Origin of the sequence: Phocaeicola sp. RTP21359st1_B8_RTP21360_211022 (assembly GCF_040911965.1) — a bacterium.
Lineage (GTDB): Bacteria > Bacteroidota > Bacteroidia > Bacteroidales > Bacteroidaceae > Phocaeicola > Phocaeicola vulgatus.
The window spans coordinates 20,022-45,960 of sequence record NZ_JBDFXP010000037.1 but is presented as its reverse complement, the minus strand read 5'-3'; the positions used below and the strand labels follow the sequence as shown (position 1 = coordinate 45,960).

The window sequence follows — 25,939 nt, the reverse complement described above, 5'->3', positions numbered from 1 at the left end:
TCAAATTATAAATGATTTATTGTTTATTCTTTCTTGAATTTCACGGTTGGTCTTGATTATGTTTTTTAAATCTTTATCCAGCCGGATACTGAACCGCCAAATGCGGAAATAGAAGAACAGGCCTATTGGTACAATGATTCCTGCAAGTAAATTAAGCCATTGGTTGTCAAACGGACTTTTGTGAGCTTTGGTGGACAAAATGGGATATTTATTTAAGTATTCCAGTAATACTCCATCTTTGCTGTTGGATAATTCTTCTATGAGTAGTTCCATTTTGGCACTGATATCGGCTATGACGTCGTCATGTCCTTTATTGGTGAAGATGCGGATATAATTAGGTGCATCGGCCAGTCTATGCTTGATGGCATATTCGTTACAGATGTTGCATAGTTTCTCCAATTCCGTTTGTATACGTGGATAGTCCGGATCTTCTATAATAACTTCTTTTTTGAATACATGGCGCGAGGGGCGCAGACCTAGCAGCATACGGAAGAAATTGATATACACTTCGGCATTGAATACCACAGAGTCATTATTTGACTTATAAGTAAAGAAGGCTCCGATAGGTGCCAATACAATGGTACTCATCCACACGCCCAATACCATATTCATTTCACCGCTTTTTGCTACTCGGGTAGCTCCGGAATCAATGATATAATAAATTACGAAAATTAAGACGGATACCACTACGGGCATTCCTAAACCTCCTTTGCGGATGATGGCTCCCAAAGGCGCACCGATGAAAAAGAAAATCAAACAACTGAGAGAGAGGGTGATTTTTTTGTGCCAGTCGGCTTCGTGTTTCCGGATATTGTTGTCCGCATCTGTAGTTTGATAGCTTTTCATGCTCCATTCGCTGGCCAGTGCCTCGGTACGATCCGCCGCACTACCCAGTGTCTTATCTTTTTCAGCTAAAGTATAGGAATTGAACAGGCTGTCCACATTGATTTTGTTGTTTGTTTCAACTATTTTTGCGGAGTCTGTTTTCGATAATACGATATTGCGATAAGTCGAGGCTTTTATTTCATTATACATACTTCTTCCCAAGCTGTCGGCACGGTGGTTCAGTGAGTCGATGGACTGGCTGATTTCAATCATGTTTTTGCTGTCCGAACGGTCACTTAAAAAGCTTCCATCTACCATGTTGAATCCGCCGTCAAATTCGATAATGGTATGTTTCTCTCTGAAGGTTTCACGTCGATAGGGGACATTATTGGATGAAATGGTCTGCGATTTCAGATTTTCGAACTGCTCTCCGTTATACAGATGTAGATAAAGATGTTGTTTGTCTGCTGTCATCTCCATTTTTCCTTCGGAAGCCCATATAATGTGAGCGTTTTCAAACCCATCTGAAAAGTTGTAGATCAGTACATCTTTTAGCATTCCTGTTTCACGGTCTTTCTGTTTTACATATATATTATACCCCTCAATTTCGTCGTAAAATACACCTTCCGGAATATCCAGTTCTGGTGAAGTTTGCTTCATGGATACAAGTAAAGTAAGCAGTTTGATCTGCGCTTTGGGAGCTATGACATTTTGAAAATAAAACGAGGTACAACACAGGAAAGTACAAAAAATAATCAGTGGACGTATGATCCTCAATAAGGGAATACCCGCTGCTTTCATTGACAGCAATTCATATCTTTCACCAAAGTTACCGAATGTCATTAAGGCAGCTAATAAAATTGCCAAAGGTAGGGACAAAGGTATTAAGGTCAGAGCAGAATAAAAGAAAAATTGTGCTAAAACACTCATTTCCAATCCTTTTCCAACCAACTCGTCTACATATCTCCATAAAAATTGCATCATGAAGATGAAGAGACAGATGAAAAAAGTACCTATAAAGAGCATCAAAAAGCTCTTTAGGATAAATATATCTAATTTTTTTATGCGTAGCATTATTTCATTTTGTGCAACTATCAAGGCACAAAAATAGCATAAAAAACGGAGAGCAAAGACAAGTTTTGCATATTTTTATAGAATTACAGTCCACTTACCCTTTTTAGCTTCTCTATTTCGGAATCCCAAAGTTCTTTCGTATCTTCTACTTCATCGGGGGCTGCCCAGTCAATCACTTCCAGCATATAGTCAGAGGTTAGTTCGTTATAGACCATTTTCAATTCAAAATAGGCTTTAGGATCTTCATCATCCAGCCATCGAAAGCGTATAAAACTGTTAACCCGGAAGTTTGTAACTTCAGCTTGCCGTGTTTCTGTTTTTCCCCAATAAAAGGTGAATACTTTGTCTTTGAATGTCACCTTGTCTGCAAACCATGTTTCCAGGCCGGATGGAGTACTGATAATAGACCATACGATGTTACCGGATCCGGCTTTCAACATGTACTCCAAGCGAATTTTTTCTTTTCTCATAGGTTAGCTTTTTAAAGTTTCGGTGGCAAATTAAGCCAAATTTTCTTATTTGCCATAATAAATGCTATGTTTTTTGAAATATTTATTAGCCATATACTAAGCTGTTTTTCTCTTTAAAAACGAATTTTACAAGAAAAAGTTCTCTGAAATGTTGCAAAATTCAAAATAACTTTCTATCTTTGCACCCGCAATTGAGAAATGATGGCGGGATAGCTCAGCTGGTTAGAGCGCATGATTCATAATCATGAGGTCCCCAGTTCAATCCTGGGTCCCGCTACAATGAACAATTTTAGACTGTTGAGAGGCTTCCACTCTTGGCGGTCTTTTTAAAAAACGATGGCGGGATAGCTCAGCTGGTTAGAGCGCATGATTCATAATCATGAGGTCCCCGGTTCAATCCCGGGTCCCGCTACACAAAACAAGGTATTTATGAATTTGTTTCATGGATATCTTGTTTATCTTTTATTTATATTGGACTTATTTTTCTTTTCATATAGAATCACGGGTCAACGTAACAACCTGAGGGATTTTGGGGTCAGCGGAAATTTCTGGTTGGTAACTTTTAAAATTAGCTATCTTTGCTTACCTTTGTTTTATGAAACCCGGACAACTCCTTCGTGCCATTCTTCCGGATGTGCTTATAGACAACTTTGATATTGTCAATTTCGACAAGAGTGCTGACCGTTTTGATATTTATCTTGATGAAAAAAAGTTTTTCTAAAATAGATTTTCACAATGTACTGGTAGTTTTATGAACAGTGATATAAAAATTAAAAAGAGCAACTGTCCATCTCGGACAGCGGCTCCTGTAAAACGGTTCAATATTAGTAAAAAATGACAATCTTCATGAATGAAATTATTTATGAAAATCCTGTATCTTTTAATAAGAACAGTCCTCTTTTTGTGAGGCAAATTCTGTCCTTTATCAAGAAAGATGCAAAATGTATTATTTCAGTATTTCACCTTTTTCATTGAAGAACACTGTATTTTCAGTTCCTTCCTTGTCTGTCAGGACAACCTGATAGGTCTTGCTACCATCCTCTGTCGCTTCCACCGCTGCTTCTTTGACGATTGATTCCGCAAAATTTTTGGCGATTGCTTCCGTTACCGCTGTCGGAAGATCTTTCACTTTAATGAGGGTGAAGTCATTTACTGCCATGACAGTTTCAACACCTGATGTCAAATTTCCGGCAAATGCCACTGTTGTTCCTAATCCCATTACCAATGCTATTGCAACAAATTTTTTTTTCATAATCTTATATTTTTAACAGTAATTATTTTATGATAATGATATGACAATTCCTATGCCAAAAGAATATTACTTCTAATTATCAGCTGGTTAGTATTTCCCCAATTGTATAGAAAATGGAAAAAATCCTCATATAATGTGGTTTGATGTGGAATGTTTCTACATTTATAAATATCGGTAGAAATCCTGCTGATTTTGTGTGTAAAACCAAAATCTGTTGCACATTAATTTCTGTAGCAGGCTTTTTTGTTTTACAAAAATAAGAGGCTGTTTCAAGTTCTTTTTTTAAGATAACCTCTTATGGCTTATCTGATAGTGGGCATAAATACAATGTTAATAGTTATATTCTTTGTCACTGCTGAAAAAGCATTGGAATATAAACAGGCGGCTGTAAAAATGCTGGCCAGCCTGAGTTCCGACAAATACCAGTGTGGTAAAAGTAAACCTGCTTTCCTGCTTCATTCCACAGGACACTTGCCTGCCGGATCAGAGATTGATGCATCCATCATTTATGCTGATTATTATTATATGGAGGCACTTCTCCGTCTGAAAAGACTGACGGAAAATAAACCGGTCATTGACGAATAATAGATTGTTCAGGGAAGTATAAGTATATAGAGATCTGTAGTCTCCTTATAGGTGGATTATTTATGATAAGTATATCCCGTTTGCATCAGCAGGTGAAAACGGGATATACTGTTTTGCTACTTAAAAGAGTGTAGTTCGTTTTAATCTTTTATAAATCAGCGATTAAAAGTGTTTTTATAAAGATGCAGGTAACGATATAGTAGTGGAAGTTCAGCTACACATTGCATTGCTCTGCATAATTTCAAATATCTCTGTAACACAAAGGTAAGCAATGTTTTTGATGCTTCCAAGTTAATCATAGCATATTTATAGAAGGGTTGACAATTAATTGTCAGCCCTTTTTTTATCCGATATCCTCTGTCATTCTATCAGTCTCTTTTTTAAGAAGGAGAATTGCGTGTATTCCCCTTTCTATCCTGATGAAGAAAAAATATTCTGAAAATTCACATTGATACCAAGTGAGTTACAAGGAAAATGTGGGGCTGGCGGTTACCGTCAGCCCTATTTTTTCATGCCTAATTTTGAAAACTTTGCAACCGAAGAAAGAAAAATAACCCATTAGAACAAAGGAATATTGTATGGAAGAGAACAGAAATGATATTGAGATACTCAAAGCAATGATAAAGGACAACTTTGAGGAACAACGAAAACTGATTGCCAAGCTGGAAACGGCTCTGGAAGCAGTAACCAGTTTCAACGGTAAGCAAATGCTGGACAGCCGGGATATGCGCCTGATGCTGAAAGTATGCGACCGGACACTGATCCGCTGGCGTAATTCCGGGAAACTCCCATTTTTCAAACTCAGCGGCAAGATTTACTTCTGGGCTTCTGACGTATATAAATTCCTGAGAGAAGAATGTCTAAACGAAGATTTCATATCCGATTCTATTAACTCATAAATAAAAATTCACATGGAAAATCAAAGTAAAGTAATCGTCATAGAACGAAACAAATTCGCAGCACTCGTCAAATCACACCGCAAATGCCTCCAGATGCTGAACATCCTGACTTACATCTACACAGTTAAGGAAGTAAGCCTTACCCTGACCTTGCAGGAAATCTGTGAAGTCCTGCACATGACTCCCGAAGAAGTGGAGATACAGCGACAGAAAGGATATATCCGCTTCACGACACAGAAAGGGATGACCGTCTATGAAATCACGGACCTGCTCCGATTGGAAAATATGCTGGAGATGGGGAGCATCTATCGTAAGATCGACAAAAAAGTAATGAACCTCGAACCTCTAAATAATGAATAAACAATGAAAGAAGAAGAGCAAGACAAGAAACAGCGGAAGCGTCTGGTACACGCTTCCCTGTTTAGTGGATTCGGCGCCCCAGACCTGGCTGCCGAATGAATGGGATGGCAGAATGCCTTCCATTGCGAGATAGACGATTTTTGTAATACCATTCTAAATTACTGGTTTAAAGATGCGAAAAGTTATACAGATGTCACAACGACAGATTTCAGGGAATGGAGAGGAAAAATCAATGTCCTTACAGGAGGTTTTCCTTGTCAACCATTCTCCGTCGCAGGCCAAAGAAAGGGAGCGGATGATAACCGCTATCTCTGGCCTCACATGCTCAGGGCCATACATGAGATCAGGCCCGATTGGGTCATTGGTGAGAACGTTGCTGGCATCCTCACGATGGTACAGCCCGGTCAGGAGACTGAAGTGGGAAGTCAATCCACTCTATTCGGAGAGAGTGAGCCTGTATTTAAAAGACGACAGCAATATGTTGTTGAAACCATTTGCCGTGATCTTGAACGCGAAGGATATTCCGTCCAGCCGGTACTTATACCGGCTTGTTCCGTCGGTGCACCTCACAGACGGGATAGAGTTTGGTTTATTGCCCACCGTGACGGCACAGGACTACAAGCGCAGGGGGCCGGGCAGCAGGCAGCAGGGACTACCGGAGATAATCCATGGAATGCTTCTGCCAACGCCAGTGGCAACAGAGATACACCATGCCGAAAGAGTCAGGAAATGGAAATCGATGAATTTATCCTCACCCCATGCCCAGATAGCCGGAGAGAAGAATCCCAACGGCCTGACGGATTTTCTGGACTTTTACGGGATACTACCGGAACCGATACCGGACAATACTGAGCTGGAAAACACGGACGGGAACAATCTGGAAGAATCGATCCTACAATGGCTGGCAGAAGGACAAGTGATGCCGACACCGACAGCGCGGGATTGGAAAGGCGCACCTTCACTGGAGAACCTGAAGAAACGGGGAAAGATACCACAGAAGAACAGCCTTCCGGATTTCTTCGCCCGGACTGGAAAGAGTTTCCAACTCAATCCCCTGTTTGTAGCCGAGATGATGGGCTTTCCACCCGATTGGACGGTATCTCCTTTTCTCGGTGAAGACAGGCATCCATTAAAGGATACGGGAACGCTATCGTCCCCCAGGTAGTCTACGAGATATTTAAAGCAATAGAAGAAACCTATAAATTAAACAGTCATGAATAAAGTATCGATATTTGAACATCCCGAGTTCGGACGCATCCGGACACTGGAAATTGACGGGAAAATATGGTTCTGCGCCTCGGATGTTGCCGCCGCACTTGGCTACTCCAATCCGAGAGATGCCGTCGTAAGACATTGTAAACCAATGGGTGTCGTGGTTTACGACACCCCTACACGCAGTGCCGTCCAGAAAATCAAGTACATCAGCGAAGGAAACGTATACCGGCTGATTGCCGGTAGCAAGCTGCCTTCCGCTGAGAAATTCGAAAGCTGGATATTTGATGAACTGGTTCCCGAAACACTAAAGAACGGTGGCTATCTTCTTAAGAAGAATGGCGAAACGGATAATGAACTGCTTGCGCGTGCCATATTGCTCGCACAGAACCGTATAAAAGAGCGAGACAGCCGTATTTCAGCATTGGAGAAGGAGAACAACTATGCTATCCTGAAACTCAAGCTACAGGCCCCAAAAGTTCAGTATTACGACAAAGTCCTGCAATCCCAAAGCACCTACACGACCACACAGATAGCGAAAGAATTGGGAATGACTGCCGGAATGTTGAACAAGCGGCTCCGATGGGCAGGCATCCAGTTCCGTCAATCCGGTCAGTGGCTGCTCAAAGCTCCTTACCAGAATCAAGGCTATACAGCAACCCGGACCCATGTATGGGAAAGCCGCACAGGAGAAACAGGCACGGCCATGTTGACGGTCTGGACGGAAAAGGGCCGGTTATTCATACATTATCTTTTTGAGGCTTATCTGGTATAGCCGGAATATAAGACCGGGATAAATAAAAAAGCTACTGAAACAAAAATTCAGTAGCTTTTTTATTGCTTTCAATTGATACTATCTCAACCGTGGTCCCGTTTTCTTCTTTTCTTTCACAGGCACAATTTCTTGTCGGGGTGCTTCTTGCGGCCTTATTCTTTCACTTACAGTCTCACTCTGAAGAAGCCTGTTTAAATACCGGAGGTCCTTCAGTAACTCCTGTTTGCATTCCATCTCCAGGGAATGGGCCATATTCGACATCGGGTTGGTACTTTTCTTGACAAGCGGACCGTTCAGGAGATCTTCTTCTATATACAGGGTACAACGCTTCAAATAGCCTTCAATGTCCTTCGGCGTTTCAGCGGTATCAATCGCCTCCTGAATGGCCTTATAATTCTTATCCATATAACAGGCCTTATACAAGTCATCGGCATGCCAGTCAAAGAAATGAAGATAGTTTTTTCCCAGTTGCTGGTTATACTCTTTTATATCGCTTTCCACAACCCCTTTCTTCTTGTCAAGATATTGCTGCAATTGTTCGATCCTTAAATCACTTTTATCCATTGTTGTCCGATTTATAGTTCCATGTCCGTTTCAGTTTCGCTCTGAAAGGATATATCCAGTTCTCTTTCCTGATGGAAATTATCCGCTATCACGAATTTAATTTCCGCATTCTTGCTGCTTCGGTTATGATAGAAGAGCGTGAATACCTGGCGGCAGGGATCGCTGTCATCCAACTCCGCTATCGAATCCAACGGTTGCATCTCCCGGTTCACCAGATAGACCTTCTTCTTGTCGTACACCTCGCCGCTACCCTCCATCTGTATATAACCGATTTGATAGCCGGCTTCCTCATAGTTTCCGCTACGATTGAGTGTCAGACGAATCTCCACGGTCTCATCCGGGGAAATGGTCTTCTGGAGATACCAGGACGTTAGCGAGAAATCATAAGCCTGCTGTACTTCCAATTTATCATCACAGCCACCCAGCAGGCAAAGCAATGTGAGCATGATACCACTTATTATTAATTTCATCTTCATGATTTTACGTATTACTAAATGAATAATTTACTTGATTGAGTCCGTTGTCGGCTAACGCCTGATGCCCGTTTTTATCTTTCTTTCAGGCGGCTCTTCTCTCTTCTTTTCTGTTTTATTAGCCGTCTGTTGCAAATTCTCTTCGGGAGGCGTTTGCGCAAGGATATTCGCGAATTCCCGGTAATCCCTAACTAACTGCTGCATACACTCCAACTTCAGGAAATGGGCAACATTCGTTGTCCGGCTGGAACTGTTACAATCCACCTGACCGTTCAACAGTTTGTTCTCACAGTAAGCAATGTTGTCCTCAACAATATTCCAAACCGTATCCATGCCCTTTGCCCCGTCCACCGCCTGCCGGAGTATCTTATAACACCCGGACATAAAATGAGACTTATACAGGCTCTCCGCATTCCATTCGAAAAAGTGTAGGAAATTCTCATTCATCTTCTTGCTTTGTTCACGTATGTTCCGGTCTTCCCGGTTTATTTTCATATCCAGCCAATGAAGCATCTCATCCACGTTCCAATTGCCTTGTTCCATACTGTTGCTGCTAATTGAAAATGTACTTGACACCGACAGCTGCCACCGTGTGGAAATTCCCCACGGATGATCCGAAGAATATCCTCTGGCGGACATTGAAAAGAAAAACCAGCCTGTCGGAAAGGAACGCCTCCATCTCGAAAGCCGGGGCAAAACCATAAATGAAGCATCCGTCATTCTTTAAAGTCGCCCCGTCATAGAGCAGCTTGCAGTTCCAGTTGGTCGTCTCATAACCCGCCAGAGCGGAAAGACCGGCAGAGAAGAACACGTTCTTACCACGGTCCGAGATGAACGGCACGAAATAACCTACCTCCCCGGTAAACTGCGCTTTGGGGATCGCAACATCCTTATAGGAATAGTGCTTTTTCACATAATCCGCCCCGAACAGCCAGCGGGAATGGTTCCGGTTATACCGACTCAGAGCCAGTCCGACCTGGAAATTACCATGCAGATGCTTCACATTTGAACCGAAGTCGTCTACACCGCCTAACGTAAGCTGGATACCTTTCTGCCCCGGCAGGTAACGCTGGGCAAAAGATTTGCCTGCCACAAAGGGCAGACAAATGCATAACAAAATAAATAAAACTCTTTTCATGATTACTCACCGATTAATTCATTCACAATACGCGCGTCCACCAGGTCACTGTTCTCAATATAGAACCGCTGGTGACGGCCTCCCCCTTTCTCGTAAATTTCCACTTCCAGCAACTTGTCGTCAGGAATGACAATTTTCGGAAAGGCATACACGATCCGTCCCGTGCTCTTTCCTTCGATGCGTGTCAGGGCATTGAGCGTGCGTACCGGTTCAATATAAGTTTCCTGCTGAGCCGTCCTTTTGGCTATCTTCTTATCCACTATCTTAAATCGCACGAAATCCACATCGAAAGGCACATTGGAATTGTTCGTCAGGGAAACATGGAAGAAGATCAGGTCCTTATGCACATAAATGCCCTTTAAAAGAGCCTGCATCCCGAACTGCCTGCATCCGATATGCTTCACGTCCCTACGGTCCAGCCGGTGGATGGTGTACATCACGCTGGCAATGACCGTCGGATCTTCCTCGCCCAGTTCCGTGACACGGATGGAGCTGCCTCCTTTCTTTTCTCCCTCGTCCGGGTTCATCCACTGGTCCATATTGATATTCAGTGTGGAAGGCTCTTCCTTATAAACGACATTGAAGGAAAAGAAAGAGCCGTCTCCTGTAATCACGGAGAAGTTCGTCTCTCCCGGAAACTCCTTCACCGCCGCTTTGACACGTACCACGTTCTCGACTCCGTCAGCCTTGCCTGCGATGATATTGTTACTGCCCAAATCCACGTAGCGCACTTCCGAAGGGAAGAGGATATGCACCGTCTTCCCAAAAGTGACCTCTATTTTATAAGGGATGATATGCTGGCCCGCCGTCAGAATCCTGACGGGATTTACCGGCCTTTCCTCCTGTGAAAAACCGGATACCGAGGCCAGAACAGCCATCAAGAATGCTATAACTATTTTCATTGTCTTGTCTTTTTTATTAAAGTGAATAATCCGTTATTGTCTCTTTGTGACCAGCAGCACCTTATATCCGGCTTTCAGTGTCACCTTGACCGCGCGAACCCGTCCGGCGATCAACCGCGTGCCGCCCTGCATGACTCCGCGCGTCAGGTCCATGACCACCTGCTGTCCGGCAGAACGTGCAAACGAAACGCTGTTTCCCATGCTCTCGCTGACCGTTCCAGCCGCATCCTTTGCCGCATTGCGGGTTTCCGATCCGGGAACGAAAATACCTTTCTGCCCGTCTATATCGTAAGTCGCCAACTGAACAGGAATGATATTCCCGGCATACTCGATGCTGCTGATCAGGATATCCAGACGCTCTCCCTGTATGACCGCCGCACCTGTTACCAGACTGTTCTCCGGAACGGTAATGTTGCCGGCTTGTAGAGGTTGCAGCAACCGGAGTTTTACCCTGCCTCCCTGTTCAATGATCTGGTTCTCCGAAATGCAGGCGGCGATGGTATTCGTCCCCATTTGGTAGCTGTTCCCGACAGCAGTATTAAAACCGTAATTCCTCTCGACAGTAAGCGAAGCGATATAGGCGGAATCCGTAACAGGTTGTGAAAGGCCGGAGGTCGTCTGATACTCCGCCCGCTGAACCGGAACAGTTTCCGTGGGTTCTTTTCCGACAGCTTTCTCCTGGACCGTATCCTTATCCGGGTTCAGATACTTTGCCGCCATCTTGTAGGACCGCTCCATCAGTTCTTCTCGGGTAGCCGCCTTGTTCTTCTCCTTTTCCGCCTCTTCCAGCTTTTTGTTCAGTTCATCTACTTTTCTTTCCAAATCGCTGTTTGCCGTCTCTTTGGGAGTCTCATAGAAGTCATTCAACTGCCCGGAGATTTGCTCGTAGGTATTAACGGACTGTTGCAACCGGTCTCCGTCCTTTTCTTTTTCACCGGTATCGGATGCCCCCTTTCCTTCGTTCATTAATGTCCCGGCAAGCTGCTCCAACGACTTCATCCGGCTTTCTTCCTCCACTTCCGCCTGTTGCTTCTCATAGGCAGCGGTCTTCTTATCCACCAGTTTGGCAGTGGTAGGTTCGGGTACGTTCACATTGAATCCTGAATTTCCGGGGGCTTCCGTCTCGTTTTCCTTGCCGGAGGGGGCAAATATTCAGTACATGACTCCCAGGAAGACCAGCACAAAGGCCGGAATCACAATGAACTTCCTTCTTTTTTCCATCTCTTCCGGTGTGAGCACCTTCTTCTCTTTTTCAGGTTCTTCCTTCAAGGCTCTGCCGTTTTCCGGCTGTACCGCCGTTTCTTCTGCCGCTTCGGGCTTTTCCAAATCTTTATCTTCCATTACTCGTTGGTTTTAGGGTGATACATTATACTGTCTTTATCCGCCCGGTGGAGGGAGTCCACCGGATGGACAAACGGCAACTCCTTTTGTGTGCCGTGAGAGAGAAAACGCCCGAAAGCGCGTGCTACGGTGATACCACATAGAACGGTACTGGTAACCAGCATGCCCACAAGCACTCCCTTACGCTCTTTTTCGGACAGCTCCTCGCAAACGTTCTTCAGTTTTTCGCTGATCTCTGTCTTTATCTTCCTGCTTTTCATTACCTTAATATATTAGCGTTCAACGGTCCTTATATCCCTGTTTTCCAAAATCTCAAAGCGTTCCGCCATGAAGCCTTGCGGATTATTATCCGACCTGACCGTACTCTGCAGGAAGCAACGGGTGACCAGGGAACGCTCGGTGATATTGCTGTTTCGGATAATCATCTGCCGGGCAAAGGTGGTGATCCGGTACGGATAGTTATCGAAATCACACTGCATGCTGTCTACCAGGACAGTCTGGTTAATATTACCGCTGATCAGACGATTATAATAGCCTTTCTCGTTCCAATCCCGGTAATAACTATAAAGACTCTTGTCCGCCAGATACATGGCCCGGTTGATATTGGATTCGATAGCGGCCTTATCGGGAGCCAGCGTAAAGAACAGTTCATGCATGCGGCGCACATGCTCGCGGGCCTCCACCGGACGGTTCAATGCCGCATCTTGGGATAACGCCACTATGAGTGACTTGCCCTGATCCAATACATATACTTTCTCCCGTTGCTGGTTAGCAAAGAGGTAGGACTTTCAGATGGCATACGTAGTCAGTGAGGCACAAATACCCAGAAAGACCAACGTGAACAGGCGGATCTGCCTGAACGAGGATTCGATGTTTTTAAAACTTTTAAATTCCATAATTTTATGTTTTTTCAATTTCTACTTTTTCAATAATACGGCACCGACATTTCCCGTCGAAGCACCCGCCGCAGCACCGGCTACATTGGTCACCTTGGATGTCGTATTGTTGACATTCCGGTTATAGGCACTCATACCTCCCGCTTGGACAATCCAGTTCGAAACAGTGGGCACACAAAAATATCCGATAATGCCGATGACCATGAATATCAGATAGATGGCCGAGGAACCGTCCACGTCAATGACACTCATCGGATCGGCCATCAGGTTCATCTCTTCCTGCAGGATTAGCGTCTGTATCTTGGCAAGCATCGCCCCGAAGAGATCAGCCACCGGTAGCCAGAGATAGACACTGATATAGCGTGCCAGCCATTGGACAAGCGTGTTCTGCAGTCCGTCAAAAACACTCAGGGCAAAGGCTATCGGTCCCAAAATGCTTAGGACTATCAGGAAAAAGGTACGGATCGTGTCGATGACCAGCGAAGCGGACTGGAAGAGAATCTCCAGCAATTTGCGCATGACCATCTGGACAATACCTTGCAGGGAGAAGGCATACGAAACCTCATACATGGTCTGCAAGGCCGTATGCTCCTCCTCACTCCAGCCCATGTTATCCAGTTCCGCATCCAGCTCCTCATTGGAAGCAAAGACACGTCCGGTCATCATCGTCTTAGCCATCATGTCCGCACGGAGCTTGTCCTTCTCCTGCTGGTACTTCTGCAAGTCGAAGGTCTGGTCACGGAGCAGCATTCCGGTTCCCTGAACGATGGGGCTAAAGATACCGTTGAGAGTTCCCAGCACCATCACGTCAAAGAAAAGGATACACATGCCCAGGACAAAAGGCCGTAACATCGAAAAGACATCGATGGGCTCCGCACGGGAGAGCGACTGCCAGACACGGTAAGCGATATAGAACAAAGCTCCTAATGCAGCGAGTGCCATCGCCATGTCCATCATCGGGTGGCAGAGTTTGGTCATCGTATCATAGAGATTCCGAAGAATCTGGTGCATATTTTCAAATGAAATGGATAATAATACCATAATTGATTCTTTTAAAATTGTAGACTACCAATAACGCTCATCCTTGCCGTACAGGTCAAATACCTGTTGCTGCTCGTTCTTCTCCTTGGCACGCAGGTAGGATACATGCAGGTTCTTGCGGGTGTAGTAGTTGGCCAATTCCTTGTAATGTGTCATTTCCCTGTATACCCGGTTCACCAGGTCAATGCGTTCCTTGTCGTTCATGGACATGCCGGTGGGATTGATGATATTCTTCAGCTCGGTAATGCTGCGGCTGCTCTTCTTCATGATGGTGTTATAACCGGCAGCTATCGCATTCAGCTCCCGCTGGCTGAAATTCTTGTCGGTTAGCATCTTGCCGAAATTGTTCACGTAAATCTCGGAGATATCACCGAGCATCAGGACGGACTCCTTGACTTTCTCGCTGCCGCTGATCAGGTCGTTCACTTTGCGCAGCTTGTCGTAATACTCACGCCCCTGCTCGAAAATCTTTGAGGTCTCCTTCCATGTGGAGAGGGCATTCTGCGCCGTTTCCGAGGTCTCCACTATTTCGTTGACACTGTTCACGATACCCTGGACGAGGTTGCCCGGATCGGACACCACCCACTGTGCCTGTACGCTTGCCGGTACTATAAAGGCCGACAGGACAAACAACATGCTTATAATTCTCTTTCTCATTGCTTCTTTATTTTAATCGTTTATTTTTTCTTTTTCTTCTCACTTGCCAACATTCGGATAGCCTGCTCCATATTGCCGCCCAGCTTCTCTGTCATTTGTGTGACTTCCAGTTTTTCGGTTTCTTCCGTGGTATAGGTGAGATACTCCTCGACAGAGGTTTCTGTGGCATAGACAGCGGACCGGACACCTCCCAAGCCTATTCAAACCTCCTTATACTTCCGTGCCGGATCGTTGGACTGATTGATAGACAATATCTGCCCTTTCTCTTTGTCGGTCAATCCGAGCAGGGACTGTACGGAGTCAAACTTGTTAATATACTTTCGCTGATCCAGCAGAATCTTACAATCGGCATTGTTGATAATGGTGTCTTTGATAATGGGACTTGATACAATATCGTCCAGTTCTTGAGTGACGACAACGGCCTCACCAAAATACTTTCTAACCGTTTTGTGTAGGCTAAGCACCCAGCGCCTTATCATATTTCTATGGTAGGTTTCCAAATGCTCGCCCCCGAACCGGACTTACACCTCTCAGCGTATCCGGCTCTCCACTAATTTCAGTCTATCTTTCCGTCATGTATCTTCTTGTGACAACTCCTGCACACGGCAATCGTCTTGCGTTTACGGGCAATCATGTGTCGTTCCCAGCTTTCCTTTCCCTGCAAGTTCTTTAGTTTCCTTACATGGTGCATAACAAGGTCGTCTGTCGCTCCACATAATTCACACTCACGGGCTTTCAGCCTTTCAACAAGGCTTGTCCGCCCCGCAGTATAAATTGTTCGTGGCATAATGTCACATTCCGATTTATAGGTGGGCTTCTTTCGTTTGAAGCCACCGTCGTAAAAGTATCTTTCCTTTACACCAGTTTTAGTCATGTGCGTTACGATAAACCTACCGTTCTTACGATATTTCTTGTTTACCTTACGTGTTCGGCACTTATATTTGCCTGCAAACGTTTTGTACATGCTGTATTCCATGATGTACTTGAAATTATTCAAGGCATGGGCGCAGTTGTTGGCTATGGAGTAGTAATTATAGAACCCCACGATTTCCCGATTATAACTATCAAGGATTTCAAGGTCGTCATTGAATATCAGTCCCGATTTACATTTCGGTTTCCATATTTCCTTTCCGTTACGGTTTGTCAGTTCCAATACTCCCCAATCGAAAAGTTTTTTACGGACTGTTTCCGTACTGACATTCAAGCAGACCCTTTTACCATAGGTTCTTCTCAATCTACCCCGTTTATCCCGTCTTTGGTCATTGGACTTTCTTACAGTGATTTCATATCCGAGAAACTTGGCCGGTCTTTCCGTGTGAGTGACAAGTGTCTTTTCATCGGACAGCTCCAATGCCAGTCTGTCAGCAAGGAAGTTTTTAATATCTTCTTTTATCTGTTGCGCATCCTGCTTGCTTCCGATAATTCCCACAAGAAAATCATCTGCATATCTTGCATATTTCATTCTTCTGTAATCGGCATCCATTTCTTCGCCGTTGGGATATTTAGCCCGTCCTTGTTCTATTGCTTTCAGTTCAAGGATTAGCTTTGTCCTTTGCCTTTCGTCTTTTACGAACTTCAATCTTCGCACAATACGTTTTCTTGCATTGCCAAAGTCCATACTTTCTCTACTGAATTTTCGTTTCTTCCCTTTGTCGAATTTGGCTGTGTATTCCTTTATATACTTATCCAGCTTGTCAAGGTATATATTAGCCAATATCGGGCTGATGATACCCCCTTGCGGTGTGCCACTGTAAGTATTGTGGAATTGCCAGTCTTCGATATATCCCGCTTTCATAAACTTGCGTATCAATCGGATGAAGCGTTCATCCGCAATACGCTCCAAGAGAATGTTTATCAATACATCATGGTTTATATTATCAAAGAAGCCTTTTATGTCTCCCTCCACAAACCATTTTGCACCATTAAACTCCTTTTGGATATGAGTTAATGCAGTATGGCAGCTTCGATTGGGACGGAAACCATGCGAGGTGTATTCAAAATTTCCCTCGTATATGGCTTCCAGTACCATTCTTACTACTTCTTGTATCAACTTGTCATTGAAAGTCGGCACGCCAAGAGGTCTTTTCTTACCGTTTTTCTTCGGTATGTACACCCTCTTTGACGGTTGGGGCTGGTACGTTTCATCTTTTAACGTATCAATCAACTTTTCAATTCGTTTCAGGCTCATGTTGTCAATGGTCTGACCGTCTGAACCTTTAGTCATGTTACCCTCTTTAGCGTAGATACGCTGATAGGCAACGTAGAACATTTCCTCATTGAACAAAATTCTGTAAAGACGTTCAAACTTATAGCTTGCATCCTTACTGTGTTCTGATAGACTGTTTAATACTCTTTCTGGACTTCTCATAATGTCTCTCACATTTTCCGTTAATTGTATTAATAATTAGCTGCTTCCCTTCGCCATGTACAAGGCGTTACCTTGCTCAAACTACTATGGAAGCTCCGTTACCACTCCGAATTTTCATAGGTCGAACCTAATAGCCTTTCGGCACTTCGGGATAGGTAATCCCCGTTTATTACATCGTAACTGTTGGCATGATAGATTGTCGGATACGACTTCCGTCCTTTACTCGCTTACTGCGGTTGTGTCGTGATAAGTTCTTGCTACCTTCATTCCTATACACTGAAGTAGTATCACGATATGGCGATTGATAGTTACCTTACGCCATAGCCTCAAGGGGGACCATTCGGACTATCGTTCAATCAATTCGGACTTTATCCTCATATCTATCTTTTCATCTCGCCATTCAGTCGCAGTTTGGTAACTAACTGACTTATGACTTTTCCGACATGCTACACTCCCTGCTCGGTTAAGTTTTCCCGAAACAGATAAGTCGGCTGATGATAGGTCATTTTCAAAGAACACTTTCCTAATCTCTTGCCAAAGAGATATTTACGATGCAACCTTTACGGGCGCACATAAAAACTTTATATAGTCAGCCATGCCTTCACGTGCGATTGCCTTCCAAGCCTCCTCTACAACTATCATCTTTCGCACCCCATGCAAACGTCTCATTTTGTTTATGAAAGCCTCCATAATGATGACAGTGACTACCGGAAAAAGAATTTTATGCTCCTTAATTTCGTCAATTTCAAATACCACAAAACGCTTGTTCAAGAGGTCGAGCTGCTCGTCGGAGTTCAGCAGATAATCGTACTCTCCACCACGATAATAAGGAGCCAATACATTCAGAAAGTTAGTGAGATCGAAATCCTTCTCGCGGTAATGCTTCTCCTCCAGTATTCCACGGAACTCTCCCTGTACGAACTCGTAGAAAGTATTAAAGGAAGGAACCAGCTCATTGTCCTCCTTTATCTTTTCAAGGAACAGGTTAACCGCCATTGAGAGTGCTACTTCCTCGGCACGGGTAATGACTTCCGTATCCCTTTTCCAGAGCGACATGATCAGCGTTTTAATGGACTCTTTCTTTTCCAGGTCAAAGACCTTGTCTTCGGTGAAAAATGGATTAAAAGCTATCGGATGTTTTTCACTATACGTATAATATATGCCATCCTCACCGTTTGTGCGCTGGTGAATCAGGTCACATAATCCCTTGTAACTGTTACCGATGTCGATCAATATAATGTGGGTATTCTGTTCCCAATACTGTCTCACAAGATGGTTCATAAAAAATGACTTGCCCGAACCGGAAGGCCCGATGACCAGCTTGTTACGGTTGGTTGTAATACCACGACGCATCGGTTCGTCCGAAATATCTAGATGCAGGGGCTTCCCGTTTGTCCGGTCTGCCATCTTGATACCGAATGGCGACAGGGAATCCGCATAGTTCGTCTCTTCCGTAAAGAAGCAGACTCCCTGTTCGACGAAAGTGAAAAAGGACTCCTCGGAAGGGAAATCGCCCTCGCCTCCCGGAATACCTGCCCAATACAAGGCAGGTGCGTCAATGGTATTATAACGGGGCTTGCATCCCATCAGGGCCAGAGCAGAACCGGTATCGTTCTTTATCACCTTGAGCTTCTCCCGGCTGTCCGACCATGCCATGACATTGCAATGGCAACGGATGGCGGTCAGCCCGAAGGAATGCGCCTCGTCCAGGTAGGCATCAATCCACTGCTTGTTAAGTTGGTTGGCTCGGCTGTATTTGGAAAGCGAGTGCATGTTGCGTGCCGTCTTCTCAAAGCGTTGCAGGATTTCTGCCGAATCATCGATGAACAGGAACTGGTTGTAAATATGGTTACAGGAGAGCATTAGCCCCACCGGAGCGGCAAAACTTAGACGGCAGTCGCTGCGGTCGGTGGAGTATTTCTCATACCGGGTATCCGTCTGGACGGAACCGGGAAGATCATCCACATCGGAAAGCGTATGTACGCAGAGGATATCATCCCCGATGCGCATCTCCGACGCGCTCATCTGTATATCCTTCAGTGTGGTCGTGTCCTGCTGCGAAAGAGAAAAATACTTTTCAATCAATCCGGCCTGCTGCGGTGTGCCGACTATCTCATCGGTGGTCAACCGCTCCAGACGGATAAAGGCCGAGTCATTCAGGATGCGCTCGAACTGGTCGACACTCTCCAAAAACAGGCTGACCGTTTCTTTGTCCCGGACTTCCTTCGGAATTATATTCCCCCGGCAGAGGATGGAGAAATTGCTCTGGCTGCGGCTGCGTTCCTTAGTCGTCTTGGTGATAAACAGGTAAGAGAAATGATTTAGGAAAGGCCGTTCATTAAAATGAAGTTCGAAAGAACGGTCCAAAAAACTCATCCCGTCTTTCTGCGTGTCGGCCTTGTAATTTTCTTTCAGAAACCAGTCCTGGCGGTGTACTATCGTATAATTCGGCAGTACCTTGACTGCCTTTGTTCATGTGCCGTGCATGGATGCATAATCTGCGGAAGTGACCGTGAACAGCTCCGGAAGAAAGACCTTGAAGCCGATGGTCACGTCCGCGTCTTTGGAGAGAATGCACCCTTCCTCCACGGACAGGATTGGAAACTTACTTTCCAGCGTTGCGGCTTTTAATATATTTCTCATGAATGCGTTTTTTAAATAAGGAAGATATACGTTTGCGATTGATGATATAGGACGGGTGGTACTTGACTGCGGCCAGCTTCATCAAGCCGTTGGGACCATACTTCTTGTTCAGGTGGAACACCCCGAAGATCAGAGAGAAAGCGGAGAGGACACCGAAACCGATACAGAACCACCGGTCAATACCTATCATATAGAAGATGACGAACAGCAGGAAAATGGCCAGCAAGCCCCCGACAAAAAAGTACAGGTATTGTGCCTGCAAGCCGTTGAATTCCACGTTGCGTCCGATTCCCTTGTTGATATTGTATTCCATAGCCTGCTATATTACAGGAAGAAGGAACGAAGGACTGTCGCCGCGACGATGAGGAAGACGCAGGCTCCAAACCAGCTCCCGGCGGTTTTACCGGTGTCGGGGTCGCCGCTACTGAACTTCGAATATACCTTAATGGCACCTATCAGCCCCACAATAGCCCCTGCCGCATATATCAACTTGGTGGCGGGGTCAAAATAACCGGTAAGCATGGATGTGGCCTTTGTTATACCGGCACTTCCGTCCCCTTCGGCATAGGCACTCAGGGTGGAAACAGCTATTCATGCGATAAGAGCAACCGTCTTTTTAAAATGTCTTTTCATATACAATCTAATTTTTTAATGTGAATAAAAACCTTGTTTCAAACAAACCGCAGGAAGTTTCCTGCCTGCGGATTTGTCCTTGCAACCACGATGTCTTTTTAGGATCAACCTGAGTCATAGTAACCAATCATAGATACCTCCGTTTTTAAGGGGTTAATCACTCTTTTAATGTTCGCTCCGGTAAAGGGTAAGGATCAACCGGAATCATAGAAGCCTCTCATATATCTATATCTTCCTTTTAACAGGTTATACACTACGTTTCAAGAACCCGTCCTGCCCGGATCAACCGGAGTCAAAGAAATCTATCATGCTTTTTCGTCTTTTTAGGTTATACATTCTGTTTTAAAACTCGCTGCACCCGGATCAACCGGAATCATAATACTGTCTCATATTCCTTACTTGTTCTATTTTATTGGGGCACATGCTCCGTAATATCAAATTCCCGGAGAATGTCGTCCCTATTCTTTCCAGTCAATAAATGGGGTTCACCCCGGTCTACATACAAACGCATATAGCGTTTCAGTTTATCGCTGCTTCCCAAGACGCTCGCCTGCAGTACCCTTTCCATGTTCGTGCCTTCCAGCTTTTGGAAAGTCTGCCGGGCCTGTTCCTGTTCCGCTTCCGTAAGTTCGTCCGATGCCATTGCTTTCTCAATCATATCCATATCGTCAAAGGTGACACCGGTTGCCCGGTGGGGATTGCTCCGCTGTACGTATCCCGTAATCTCGTAGCGTTCGGGAATCTCCTCTTTTTCTTCACCGGAAGAAGGAGAGGGCTCCTGCATATAATCAATTTCAGGATAATTCAGTTTTTGAAAAAGAGCCGGAACTTCCGGGAATTTCGTATTCTTATCAAGGGGTTCGTGTACTCGGAGAACCGGCTCTGTTTTCTTTTCGGGAGTAAAGGTATCACTCTTTTCTATGCCTGATTCAGGCTGTCCGCTATTGTCATCTATTGTCAGTGAATGTCGCATTTGGTATCGGCTTTTGCCTATTATTCCCGCCTGAGACGGAGCAATTGCCGGATGGATGGCGGCAGGTGCAGTCCGACGTTCCTTCTTGTCCTTTCTGCCTCTCCATGTGAAAATGCTGCCTGTATGCACATACTTTTCAATGCTCAGGTAAGAGGCATAGATGAACAGGATAATAAAAAGGTATTCCATGTCCTTATGATTTTAGTGATTGGTAATACTTCTCCAGCACAGCGTTTATCAATCCGCCGTTCTCTTCGAAATGATGTGCCAGCACCTGGTTTACAAAACCGGCTACGGTCACCTCGCCACGTCCCACCGCCCATACCAAGGAAGAGATGCGGCGATGCAGGTCGGCATCGATATGCAATGATTTACGGGATTTGGTCCTGACCGTATTCAGGAAGGATGCCCTGTAAGCGTCGATTTCCCCGGTGGTAAAGACCGGAGCTTCGCTACTCCCGGCAATCTCCTCTGCCGTATCCTCCGGCTTAGGGGATACACTCGTTGCAGGGGAGTCCGGTCGTATCGTCCCTTTCCTGGCGACAATATCCAATATGGCCTTCTCATCAATGCTCCGAGGGTCAAATTTCTTTTTTCCGCTGTCCATAATTCCTTTTATTATAAGGTATGGGAGGCATCCAGATGTGTTACGGCACATAACTCCTCTATCAGTTCACAGAGACCCGAACCTTTTATCTGGCGGTTGTCGGGAGGGAACAGTGTGGAACGGAAGATACTGTTCTTCAGGGAGCTCAACTCCTTGTTATAGCGTTTGGTATCCGGTATCCGTGACTCCAGCAGGTGTAACTCCGCTTTTTGTATGACACGGTTCCAGGACTCGTAGCTTTCTGTCCGTTCACGCTTGTCGACCATGTTCCAGAAAAGATAGATGCCTTTCAGGTTACAGTTGTGCCTGGCAATCAGTTCTTCCTCCACCACCTCGGCAAACTGGAGGGAACTCTGCATGACGACATTATCGGCCTTTAGGGGGATGAAAATGTAATCTATTGCGGAAATGGTATGGACAACCCCTTCGCTGCGGAGGGTTCCCGGAAGGTCGAACAGTACGACATCAAAGACGGCATCCTGCTCTTCGATGTAGCGGTACAGGTCTTCTATCGCTTTCTCCGGATTGCTTTTGATTACCGGATAGGAACGTTTCCGGATTTGTTCATGCTGCCGGTAGAGGACCACTTTGAGAAAATCACTTTCCTGCACGCTTTCTATGTCCCGGTCACGCATCCGGGAGATGCTGTGCTGGGGGGAGTCGCAATCCACGACACCCACCTTCAAACCTTTCTGGTAGTGAAGGATACTGGCCACCAGAACTGTGAAGGCAGACTTTCCGACTCCTCCTTTCTGGCTGGCAAAGGCAATTAATAACGGTTCTTTTTTCATACGCTTTCTTTATATAATCAGATAAAAATATAATGCTGTAAAACTGTAATGCTTATAATTGTATATCGTTCTACACTGCAAAAGAAAGGAATGCCGGGAAAAGATGAAATACCCTGTCACGGATAGTCATGGATAGTCAGGAATTGACAGGAGGAAACGCCGTCAGGCAGACAGGAAAGGTTGCAATGAAAAAAGAAAAATCCCTGCCTCATCTTTGAAGCAGGGACTAATAATAAAGGAGCGATACCGGTTACCGGACGTAACCGGCGGCTTGCAAGTCCGTCAGGAAATGTTCAGGGGTATCGGTGGCAACTGACACGCCATGCAGCTCCCCGTAACGCCGGGCAAAGTTCTCCATATACTCCTGATCCGTGCAATCATAGTCGAACCGGCTCCCCTCACGGAGCAGCCGGACGAACTCTTCCGGGCTGGCGGCGGTTATCTGACCGCCATCCAGCAAATGATAAGTCTGTATCATACCGCTAACTTTTTAGTTCTAAGTTTAAAAAATAATTTCTGTTTCCCGTCCAGGAAGGGTAACTCCTCCAATGTCATCCGGCTGGGAAGGCTGGATCTTTTCGCAAAGGTAATTAATCCGTTCAAGAACCGGATCCAATTCTCCATCTTTGTGAAATTGGTCGTACCGGAATGCTGGCGGAACTCAACGGTCCGGTGCCTAGAATAAGCCTCAAAATTGACCTTGTGGTATCGGTCATTATTAAAGACCTCCCGCAGGCCGTCTATCGTCCTTACCGATTTGATTCTCTCGTCGGAAACACCGGAGAGGGTTTTGCAGTAGGTATTGTTCCGGCGTGTCCTTGGCATAAAGGCATCAATCAGGTGTTCGAGATGCTTGTAGGTCAAAGTCAGATTCTTCCAGGTGTCCAGATTGAAACCAGCCGCATCCATATGGACATGGAACCCGCAACTGTCATTCACTTTTGCATTACAGATGTCAAGCACCCAGCATACCGTTTCCAGCTCTTTCAGGCCATTCTCACCCACCAGTATCGGGCTGACCAGCTCGAAAGTATTATTTCCCTGCAGGCTGCTGTCCGTCACCAGCTTCCAATGATCCTTGGTCGTGTGGTTATAACCCTCAACGGCAACATGGATACCGGCCTCCCTCAATTCGCGTGCCAGTCTTTCCATATTACAGTTATAGGCTTCAATCTCAATACCGAACTTGTGGGTGAAGGTGTAATCCATCAGGGTGGTTGCTGCCCTGTTCAGCAAGACTCCACCTTCTCTTTCAAGCATTTTCTTCTCAACATTATATACAAAACCATAGTTGCCACGTGTCACCAAATCGGCAATTTCCCTGCGCATCAGGCCCAGACGGAGCAGCTGCTCAATCTTGCTCGTCTTGGTGGTACTCTGTTCTAAGATATTTCTAACTTGTTCGTTCATAGCTTTTTATCCTTTATTATTATACCACTAAGGTAGCATAATAAACCCACATGTCATAGTATTAGAAGCCTTATTGTCAGACTGTTAGCTTAGTTTAGCTAAGGCTAAATACCCTTATTTTATGTATCCGATTATAACATTGCAGCAATCTACAAGGACAGCAATACAGCAATCTACAGTTCAGGGAACCTGTCTTTTTTTCTCATCGTTTCCCCGGTTAGGGAGATTAGATAATTATGCTTATTTTTGTGCATTGAAAACTTAACCCGTAACGAATAGATTATGATGAAATACCTGATTGTGTCCGACATACATGGCTCGTTACCGGCACTGGAACAAGTGCTGGCATTTTACAGGGAGCAGCAATGCGGAATGCTTTGTATTTTGGGAGATATCCTGAATTATGGTCCCCGGAACGGGATACCTCAAGGACTTGACCCGAAAGGGATCGCAGAACGTCTCAATGCGATGGCCGGTGAGATTGTCGCCATCCGTGGAAACTGTGATTCGGAGGTGGACCAGATGCTGCTGGACTTTCCCATCCTGTCCGATTACACCCTGTTGGTGGATAATGGAAAACGTTTCTTTCTCACCCACGGACATATCTACAATGAGGACAGACTGCCGAAGGGAAGGTTCGATTGTCTTTTTTATGGTCACACCCACCGGTGGAAACTTGAACGGACTGAGCATACAGCGGTCTGCAATACCGGCTCCATCACTTTCCCGAAGGACGGGAACATGCCAACATTCGCTATTTACTGTGACGGTACGGTATCCGTTCACCGGCTGGACGGCAGCAGGCTCAAGGAACTTTCTCTCTGATGGGGAATGTATAATAACAGCCTATTATAATTGTAGCCTTTTATAATTGCTTATCCATTATACAAATATAGCAATATCCAAAACGCCAATTATTCAGTTGTCACTGTGTAACATTCCAAGAGACTACAGATATAATAGTATTCGGATTATCCGATTATCAAAATATTCAGTTCTCTGAATATTCAATTATCACGAAAAAGAAGCCATCTGATGTGTCGGATAATCGTAGAATGCTCTACTATTACAGGAAGCTACAGCCTATTCCGCCTCCGGAATATTGGTAAAAAACGCCAACTTTCCTGAAGAAGCAGACCGAAATCGGGAGAGGTTGCCATCGGGAGGGAGGCACCAGTCGGGGCAATCTACAGTTCTACTTAAAAACGTTGTCCCCGTAGAGGGGACAGCAAGTTGTGTTTTCGTTTAACGAAAACCGGACGGTTTAACGGCATATTCCGCCGCCAAACCGTTCCTCAGAATATAGCTCCAGAGTCGCAAATTCAGCCAGAAAGAAACTGCATGTTGCAAGAGTTATTTATTGATATCTTCCTTTAAAGACTTGATTCTTTTATTATTAATCATTCTTCCCGGCTTGATTGAACTAAAAATAAAAAATAACTGTTACCCCAATTCCAATTGCAATGAATTTGGTTTTGGCATTTATCATCTTTAGTAGCTGTAATACATCCTTCTAAACTCTTCCCCTTGGTCTTGTTGGTCTGGTAACATGTTTGGATGGTCCCTACCAGAACTTATAGTTAAAGTAAAAACGGAATTGTTTTTTGTAATATCCCTTACAAAAAATAGGAAGTCCCAAATTAGATTCTGAATAATTAATTTTAAAGGCATTCTTTATGTCATCTAAAGAATTAAAAAATAGATTGCCATCTCCTTTTGTATCATCAGAAATAAGATATAATGTGATAATTGATTTTTGTAATATTTCTGTGTCTTTAGGGGAAAAACTTTGAAGACTTGACTATATCCTGTATTTTACAGGAAAGTATAAATTTGGACTGTGAACTAGAAATAAATTAGGGGATCTTTTTATTGGGGAGAACGTATGAACTGGTATATATTGGTATTGATAATTGACGTACCAGCTGTGCATCTGTCCATTTTCTATCTCGGTAGCGATATACAAGGTTGGAAGATGAATACAGAAGGGGTTGCACAAATGAGAAGAATTTAGTGGCTATACTGTTTTCGCTGTGCTGTATGCTGGCGG

The 25,939-nt window shown here is 44.7% G+C and carries 27 protein-coding genes, 2 tRNA genes and 5 pseudogenes; 10 read left to right on the top strand and 24 right to left on the bottom strand.

Annotated elements, in window-relative coordinates; genetic code table 11:
* Both AB5062_RS17110 and AB5062_RS17105 read right to left on the bottom strand, forming a co-directional pair.
* Positions 1–1,899 (bottom strand): LptF/LptG family permease, encoded by a 1,899-nt coding sequence (locus AB5062_RS17110; protein WP_008782269.1) that lies wholly within the window; start codon positions 1,897–1,899, stop codon positions 1–3.
* An 83-nt stretch (positions 1,900–1,982) separates the two neighbouring features.
* Complete coding sequence (locus tag AB5062_RS17105) at positions 1,983–2,369, bottom strand: START-like domain-containing protein (RefSeq protein WP_005853490.1); 387 nt, start codon at positions 2,367–2,369, stop codon at positions 1,983–1,985.
* A gap of 203 nt (positions 2,370–2,572) precedes the next feature.
* Between AB5062_RS17105 and AB5062_RS17100 the strand changes: the two genes are divergently transcribed.
* The 3 genes and pseudogenes from AB5062_RS17100 to AB5062_RS17090 all read left to right on the top strand — a co-directional run.
* Positions 2,573–2,646, top strand: a tRNA-Met gene (locus AB5062_RS17100).
* Between the two features lie 61 nt (positions 2,647–2,707).
* Positions 2,708–2,781: transfer RNA gene (locus AB5062_RS17095), tRNA-Met, on the top strand.
* Positions 2,782–2,964: 183 nt separating this feature from the next.
* Positions 2,965–3,081, top strand: a pseudogene (locus AB5062_RS17090) (transposase family protein); the annotation flags it as partial.
* Between the two features lie 234 nt (positions 3,082–3,315).
* Here AB5062_RS17090 and AB5062_RS17085 read toward each other — a convergent pair.
* Positions 3,316–3,621 (bottom strand): hypothetical protein, encoded by a 306-nt coding sequence (locus AB5062_RS17085; RefSeq protein ID WP_032952742.1) that lies wholly within the window; start codon positions 3,619–3,621, stop codon positions 3,316–3,318.
* A gap of 345 nt (positions 3,622–3,966) precedes the next feature.
* Between AB5062_RS17085 and AB5062_RS17080 the strand changes: the two are divergent.
* The 6 genes and pseudogenes from AB5062_RS17080 to AB5062_RS17055 form a co-directional block, all read left to right on the top strand.
* A pseudogene (locus AB5062_RS17080) lies at positions 3,967–4,206 on the top strand (glucuronyl hydrolase); the annotation flags it as partial.
* 578 nt (positions 4,207–4,784) lie between these two features.
* Complete coding sequence (locus tag AB5062_RS17075) at positions 4,785–5,105, top strand: helix-turn-helix domain-containing protein (protein ID WP_004308054.1); 321 nt, start codon at positions 4,785–4,787, stop codon at positions 5,103–5,105.
* Between the two features lie 12 nt (positions 5,106–5,117).
* Positions 5,118–5,465, top strand: coding sequence for a hypothetical protein (locus tag AB5062_RS17070; RefSeq protein WP_004313787.1), 348 nt, complete (start codon positions 5,118–5,120; stop codon positions 5,463–5,465).
* A gap of 99 nt (positions 5,466–5,564) precedes the next feature.
* Complete coding sequence (locus AB5062_RS17065) at positions 5,565–6,317, top strand: DNA cytosine methyltransferase (protein WP_008776848.1); 753 nt, start codon at positions 5,565–5,567, stop codon at positions 6,315–6,317.
* Positions 6,318–6,384: 67 nt separating this feature from the next.
* The gene (locus tag AB5062_RS17060) at positions 6,385–6,630 is read left to right on the top strand and encodes a hypothetical protein (RefSeq protein ID WP_004313785.1); all 246 of its coding nucleotides are present in this window, start codon (positions 6,385–6,387) and stop codon (positions 6,628–6,630) included.
* Between the two features lie 48 nt (positions 6,631–6,678).
* Positions 6,679–7,452: a phage antirepressor KilAC domain-containing protein gene (locus AB5062_RS17055; protein WP_004308051.1), complete on the top strand. Its 774-nt coding sequence runs from the start codon at positions 6,679–6,681 to the stop codon at positions 7,450–7,452.
* Positions 7,453–7,530: 78 nt separating this feature from the next.
* Here AB5062_RS17055 and AB5062_RS17050 read toward each other — a convergent pair whose 3' ends face one another.
* The 21 genes and pseudogenes from AB5062_RS17050 to AB5062_RS16950 all read right to left on the bottom strand — a co-directional run bounded on the left by AB5062_RS17050 (position 7,531) and on the right by AB5062_RS16950 (position 23,889).
* Positions 7,531–8,016 carry a hypothetical protein gene (locus AB5062_RS17050; protein WP_004318733.1) on the bottom strand — a complete coding sequence of 162 codons (486 nt, stop codon included), beginning with the start codon at positions 8,014–8,016 and terminating at the stop codon, positions 7,531–7,533.
* An 11-nt stretch (positions 8,017–8,027) separates the two neighbouring features.
* Positions 8,028–8,492, bottom strand: coding sequence for a TraQ conjugal transfer family protein (locus AB5062_RS17045; protein WP_004308050.1), 465 nt, complete (start codon positions 8,490–8,492; stop codon positions 8,028–8,030).
* Between the two features lie 51 nt (positions 8,493–8,543).
* Positions 8,544–9,032, bottom strand: coding sequence for a hypothetical protein (locus AB5062_RS17040; protein WP_004308049.1), 489 nt, complete (start codon positions 9,030–9,032; stop codon positions 8,544–8,546).
* A gap of 10 nt (positions 9,033–9,042) precedes the next feature.
* Positions 9,043–9,627 carry a conjugal transfer protein TraO gene (locus AB5062_RS17035; protein WP_004308048.1) on the bottom strand — a complete coding sequence of 195 codons (585 nt, stop codon included), beginning with the start codon at positions 9,625–9,627 and terminating at the stop codon, positions 9,043–9,045.
* Positions 9,628–9,629: 2 nt separating this feature from the next.
* Complete coding sequence (gene traN, locus AB5062_RS17030; RefSeq protein WP_004308047.1) at positions 9,630–10,529, bottom strand: conjugative transposon protein TraN; 900 nt, start codon at positions 10,527–10,529, stop codon at positions 9,630–9,632.
* Between the two features lie 33 nt (positions 10,530–10,562).
* On the bottom strand, positions 10,563–11,681 hold the full coding sequence (gene traM, locus AB5062_RS17025; protein WP_072067469.1) for a conjugative transposon protein TraM: 1,119 nt from the start codon (positions 11,679–11,681) through the stop codon (positions 10,563–10,565).
* On the bottom strand, positions 11,682–11,870 hold the full coding sequence (locus AB5062_RS17020) for a hypothetical protein (RefSeq protein ID WP_004308045.1): 189 nt from the start codon (positions 11,868–11,870) through the stop codon (positions 11,682–11,684).
* Positions 11,870–12,130 carry a hypothetical protein gene (locus AB5062_RS17015; RefSeq protein ID WP_004318726.1) on the bottom strand — a complete coding sequence of 87 codons (261 nt, stop codon included), beginning with the start codon at positions 12,128–12,130 and terminating at the stop codon, positions 11,870–11,872. The genes AB5062_RS17020 and AB5062_RS17015 overlap by 1 nt, the downstream gene beginning before the upstream one ends.
* Before the next feature lie 12 nt (positions 12,131–12,142).
* A pseudogene (gene traK / locus AB5062_RS17010) lies at positions 12,143–12,766 on the bottom strand (conjugative transposon protein TraK).
* A gap of 21 nt (positions 12,767–12,787) precedes the next feature.
* On the bottom strand, positions 12,788–13,807 hold the full coding sequence (gene traJ, locus AB5062_RS17005) for a conjugative transposon protein TraJ (protein WP_004308042.1): 1,020 nt from the start codon (positions 13,805–13,807) through the stop codon (positions 12,788–12,790).
* A gap of 24 nt (positions 13,808–13,831) precedes the next feature.
* Positions 13,832–14,464, bottom strand: a complete 633-nt coding sequence (locus AB5062_RS17000; RefSeq protein WP_004318720.1) for a DUF4141 domain-containing protein — start codon at positions 14,462–14,464, stop codon at positions 13,832–13,834.
* A gap of 20 nt (positions 14,465–14,484) precedes the next feature.
* A pseudogene (locus AB5062_RS16995) lies at positions 14,485–14,928 on the bottom strand (conjugal transfer protein TraG).
* 92 nt (positions 14,929–15,020) lie between these two features.
* Complete coding sequence (locus AB5062_RS16990) at positions 15,021–16,832, bottom strand: reverse transcriptase/maturase family protein (protein WP_004318718.1); 1,812 nt, start codon at positions 16,830–16,832, stop codon at positions 15,021–15,023.
* 573 nt (positions 16,833–17,405) lie between these two features.
* Positions 17,406–19,475: pseudogene (locus AB5062_RS16985) on the bottom strand (TraG family conjugative transposon ATPase); the annotation flags it as partial.
* Positions 19,438–19,788 carry a DUF4133 domain-containing protein gene (locus AB5062_RS16980; protein WP_004309896.1) on the bottom strand — a complete coding sequence of 117 codons (351 nt, stop codon included), beginning with the start codon at positions 19,786–19,788 and terminating at the stop codon, positions 19,438–19,440. The pseudogene AB5062_RS16985 and the gene AB5062_RS16980, both read right to left, overlap by 38 nt.
* Before the next feature lie 11 nt (positions 19,789–19,799).
* Complete coding sequence (locus tag AB5062_RS16975; protein ID WP_029425492.1) at positions 19,800–20,066, bottom strand: DUF4134 domain-containing protein; 267 nt, start codon at positions 20,064–20,066, stop codon at positions 19,800–19,802.
* Positions 20,067–20,517: 451 nt separating this feature from the next.
* Positions 20,518–21,270, bottom strand: coding sequence for a hypothetical protein (locus AB5062_RS16970; RefSeq protein WP_004309898.1), 753 nt, complete (start codon positions 21,268–21,270; stop codon positions 20,518–20,520).
* Between the two features lie 4 nt (positions 21,271–21,274).
* On the bottom strand, positions 21,275–21,688 hold the full coding sequence (locus tag AB5062_RS16965) for a DUF3408 domain-containing protein (RefSeq protein WP_004309899.1): 414 nt from the start codon (positions 21,686–21,688) through the stop codon (positions 21,275–21,277).
* 11 nt (positions 21,689–21,699) lie between these two features.
* On the bottom strand, positions 21,700–22,479 hold the full coding sequence (locus tag AB5062_RS16960; protein WP_004309900.1) for a ParA family protein: 780 nt from the start codon (positions 22,477–22,479) through the stop codon (positions 21,700–21,702).
* Between the two features lie 250 nt (positions 22,480–22,729).
* A complete protein-coding gene (locus AB5062_RS16955) occupies positions 22,730–22,957 on the bottom strand; it encodes a hypothetical protein (protein WP_004309901.1) in 228 nt (75 codons plus the stop codon).
* The gene (locus AB5062_RS16950) at positions 22,954–23,889 is read right to left on the bottom strand and encodes an amidoligase family protein (RefSeq protein WP_004309902.1); all 936 of its coding nucleotides are present in this window, start codon (positions 23,887–23,889) and stop codon (positions 22,954–22,956) included. Before AB5062_RS16950 ends, AB5062_RS16955 begins: the two co-directional genes overlap by 4 nt.
* A gap of 285 nt (positions 23,890–24,174) precedes the next feature.
* On the opposite strand from AB5062_RS16950, the gene yfcE reads away from it, so the two are divergent.
* Complete coding sequence (yfcE, locus tag AB5062_RS16945; RefSeq protein WP_004309903.1) at positions 24,175–24,714, top strand: phosphodiesterase; 540 nt, start codon at positions 24,175–24,177, stop codon at positions 24,712–24,714.
* Positions 24,715–25,939: the final 1,225 nt, after the last annotated feature.

Excerpts from the sequence above, each read along its gene's own strand:
- AB5062_RS17110 (WP_008782269.1), bottom strand. The coding sequence starts at position 1,899 with ATGCTACGCATAAAAAAATTAGATATATTTATCCTAAAGAGCTTTTTG.
- AB5062_RS17105 (WP_005853490.1), bottom strand. The coding sequence starts at position 2,369 with ATGAGAAAAGAAAAAATTCGCTTGGAGTACATGTTGAAAGCCGGATCC.
- AB5062_RS17085 (WP_032952742.1), bottom strand. The coding sequence starts at position 3,621 with ATGAAAAAAAAATTTGTTGCAATAGCATTGGTAATGGGATTAGGAACA.
- AB5062_RS17075 (WP_004308054.1), top strand. The coding sequence starts at position 4,785 with ATGGAAGAGAACAGAAATGATATTGAGATACTCAAAGCAATGATAAAG.
- AB5062_RS17070 (WP_004313787.1), top strand. The coding sequence starts at position 5,118 with ATGGAAAATCAAAGTAAAGTAATCGTCATAGAACGAAACAAATTCGCA.
- AB5062_RS17065 (WP_008776848.1), top strand. The coding sequence starts at position 5,565 with ATGGGATGGCAGAATGCCTTCCATTGCGAGATAGACGATTTTTGTAAT.
- AB5062_RS17060 (WP_004313785.1), top strand. The coding sequence starts at position 6,385 with ATGCCGACACCGACAGCGCGGGATTGGAAAGGCGCACCTTCACTGGAG.
- AB5062_RS17055 (WP_004308051.1), top strand. The coding sequence starts at position 6,679 with ATGAATAAAGTATCGATATTTGAACATCCCGAGTTCGGACGCATCCGG.
- AB5062_RS17050 (WP_004318733.1), bottom strand. The coding sequence starts at position 8,016 with ATGGATAAAAGTGATTTAAGGATCGAACAATTGCAGCAATATCTTGAC.
- AB5062_RS17045 (WP_004308050.1), bottom strand. The coding sequence starts at position 8,492 with ATGAAGATGAAATTAATAATAAGTGGTATCATGCTCACATTGCTTTGC.
- AB5062_RS17040 (WP_004308049.1), bottom strand. The coding sequence starts at position 9,032 with ATGGAACAAGGCAATTGGAACGTGGATGAGATGCTTCATTGGCTGGAT.
- AB5062_RS17035 (WP_004308048.1), bottom strand. The coding sequence starts at position 9,627 with ATGAAAAGAGTTTTATTTATTTTGTTATGCATTTGTCTGCCCTTTGTG.
- traN (WP_004308047.1), bottom strand. The coding sequence starts at position 10,529 with ATGAAAATAGTTATAGCATTCTTGATGGCTGTTCTGGCCTCGGTATCC.
- AB5062_RS17020 (WP_004308045.1), bottom strand. The coding sequence starts at position 11,870 with ATGGAAGATAAAGATTTGGAAAAGCCCGAAGCGGCAGAAGAAACGGCG.
- AB5062_RS17015 (WP_004318726.1), bottom strand. The coding sequence starts at position 12,130 with ATGAAAAGCAGGAAGATAAAGACAGAGATCAGCGAAAAACTGAAGAAC.
- traJ (WP_004308042.1), bottom strand. The coding sequence starts at position 13,807 with ATGGTATTATTATCCATTTCATTTGAAAATATGCACCAGATTCTTCGG.
- AB5062_RS17000 (WP_004318720.1), bottom strand. The coding sequence starts at position 14,464 with ATGAGAAAGAGAATTATAAGCATGTTGTTTGTCCTGTCGGCCTTTATA.
- AB5062_RS16990 (WP_004318718.1), bottom strand. The coding sequence starts at position 16,832 with ATGAGAAGTCCAGAAAGAGTATTAAACAGTCTATCAGAACACAGTAAG.
- AB5062_RS16980 (WP_004309896.1), bottom strand. The coding sequence starts at position 19,788 with ATGGAATACAATATCAACAAGGGAATCGGACGCAACGTGGAATTCAAC.
- AB5062_RS16970 (WP_004309898.1), bottom strand. The coding sequence starts at position 21,270 with ATGGAATACCTTTTTATTATCCTGTTCATCTATGCCTCTTACCTGAGC.
- AB5062_RS16965 (WP_004309899.1), bottom strand. The coding sequence starts at position 21,688 with ATGGACAGCGGAAAAAAGAAATTTGACCCTCGGAGCATTGATGAGAAG.
- AB5062_RS16960 (WP_004309900.1), bottom strand. The coding sequence starts at position 22,479 with ATGAAAAAAGAACCGTTATTAATTGCCTTTGCCAGCCAGAAAGGAGGA.
- AB5062_RS16955 (WP_004309901.1), bottom strand. The coding sequence starts at position 22,957 with ATGATACAGACTTATCATTTGCTGGATGGCGGTCAGATAACCGCCGCC.
- AB5062_RS16950 (WP_004309902.1), bottom strand. The coding sequence starts at position 23,889 with ATGAACGAACAAGTTAGAAATATCTTAGAACAGAGTACCACCAAGACG.
- yfcE (WP_004309903.1), top strand. The coding sequence starts at position 24,175 with ATGAAATACCTGATTGTGTCCGACATACATGGCTCGTTACCGGCACTG.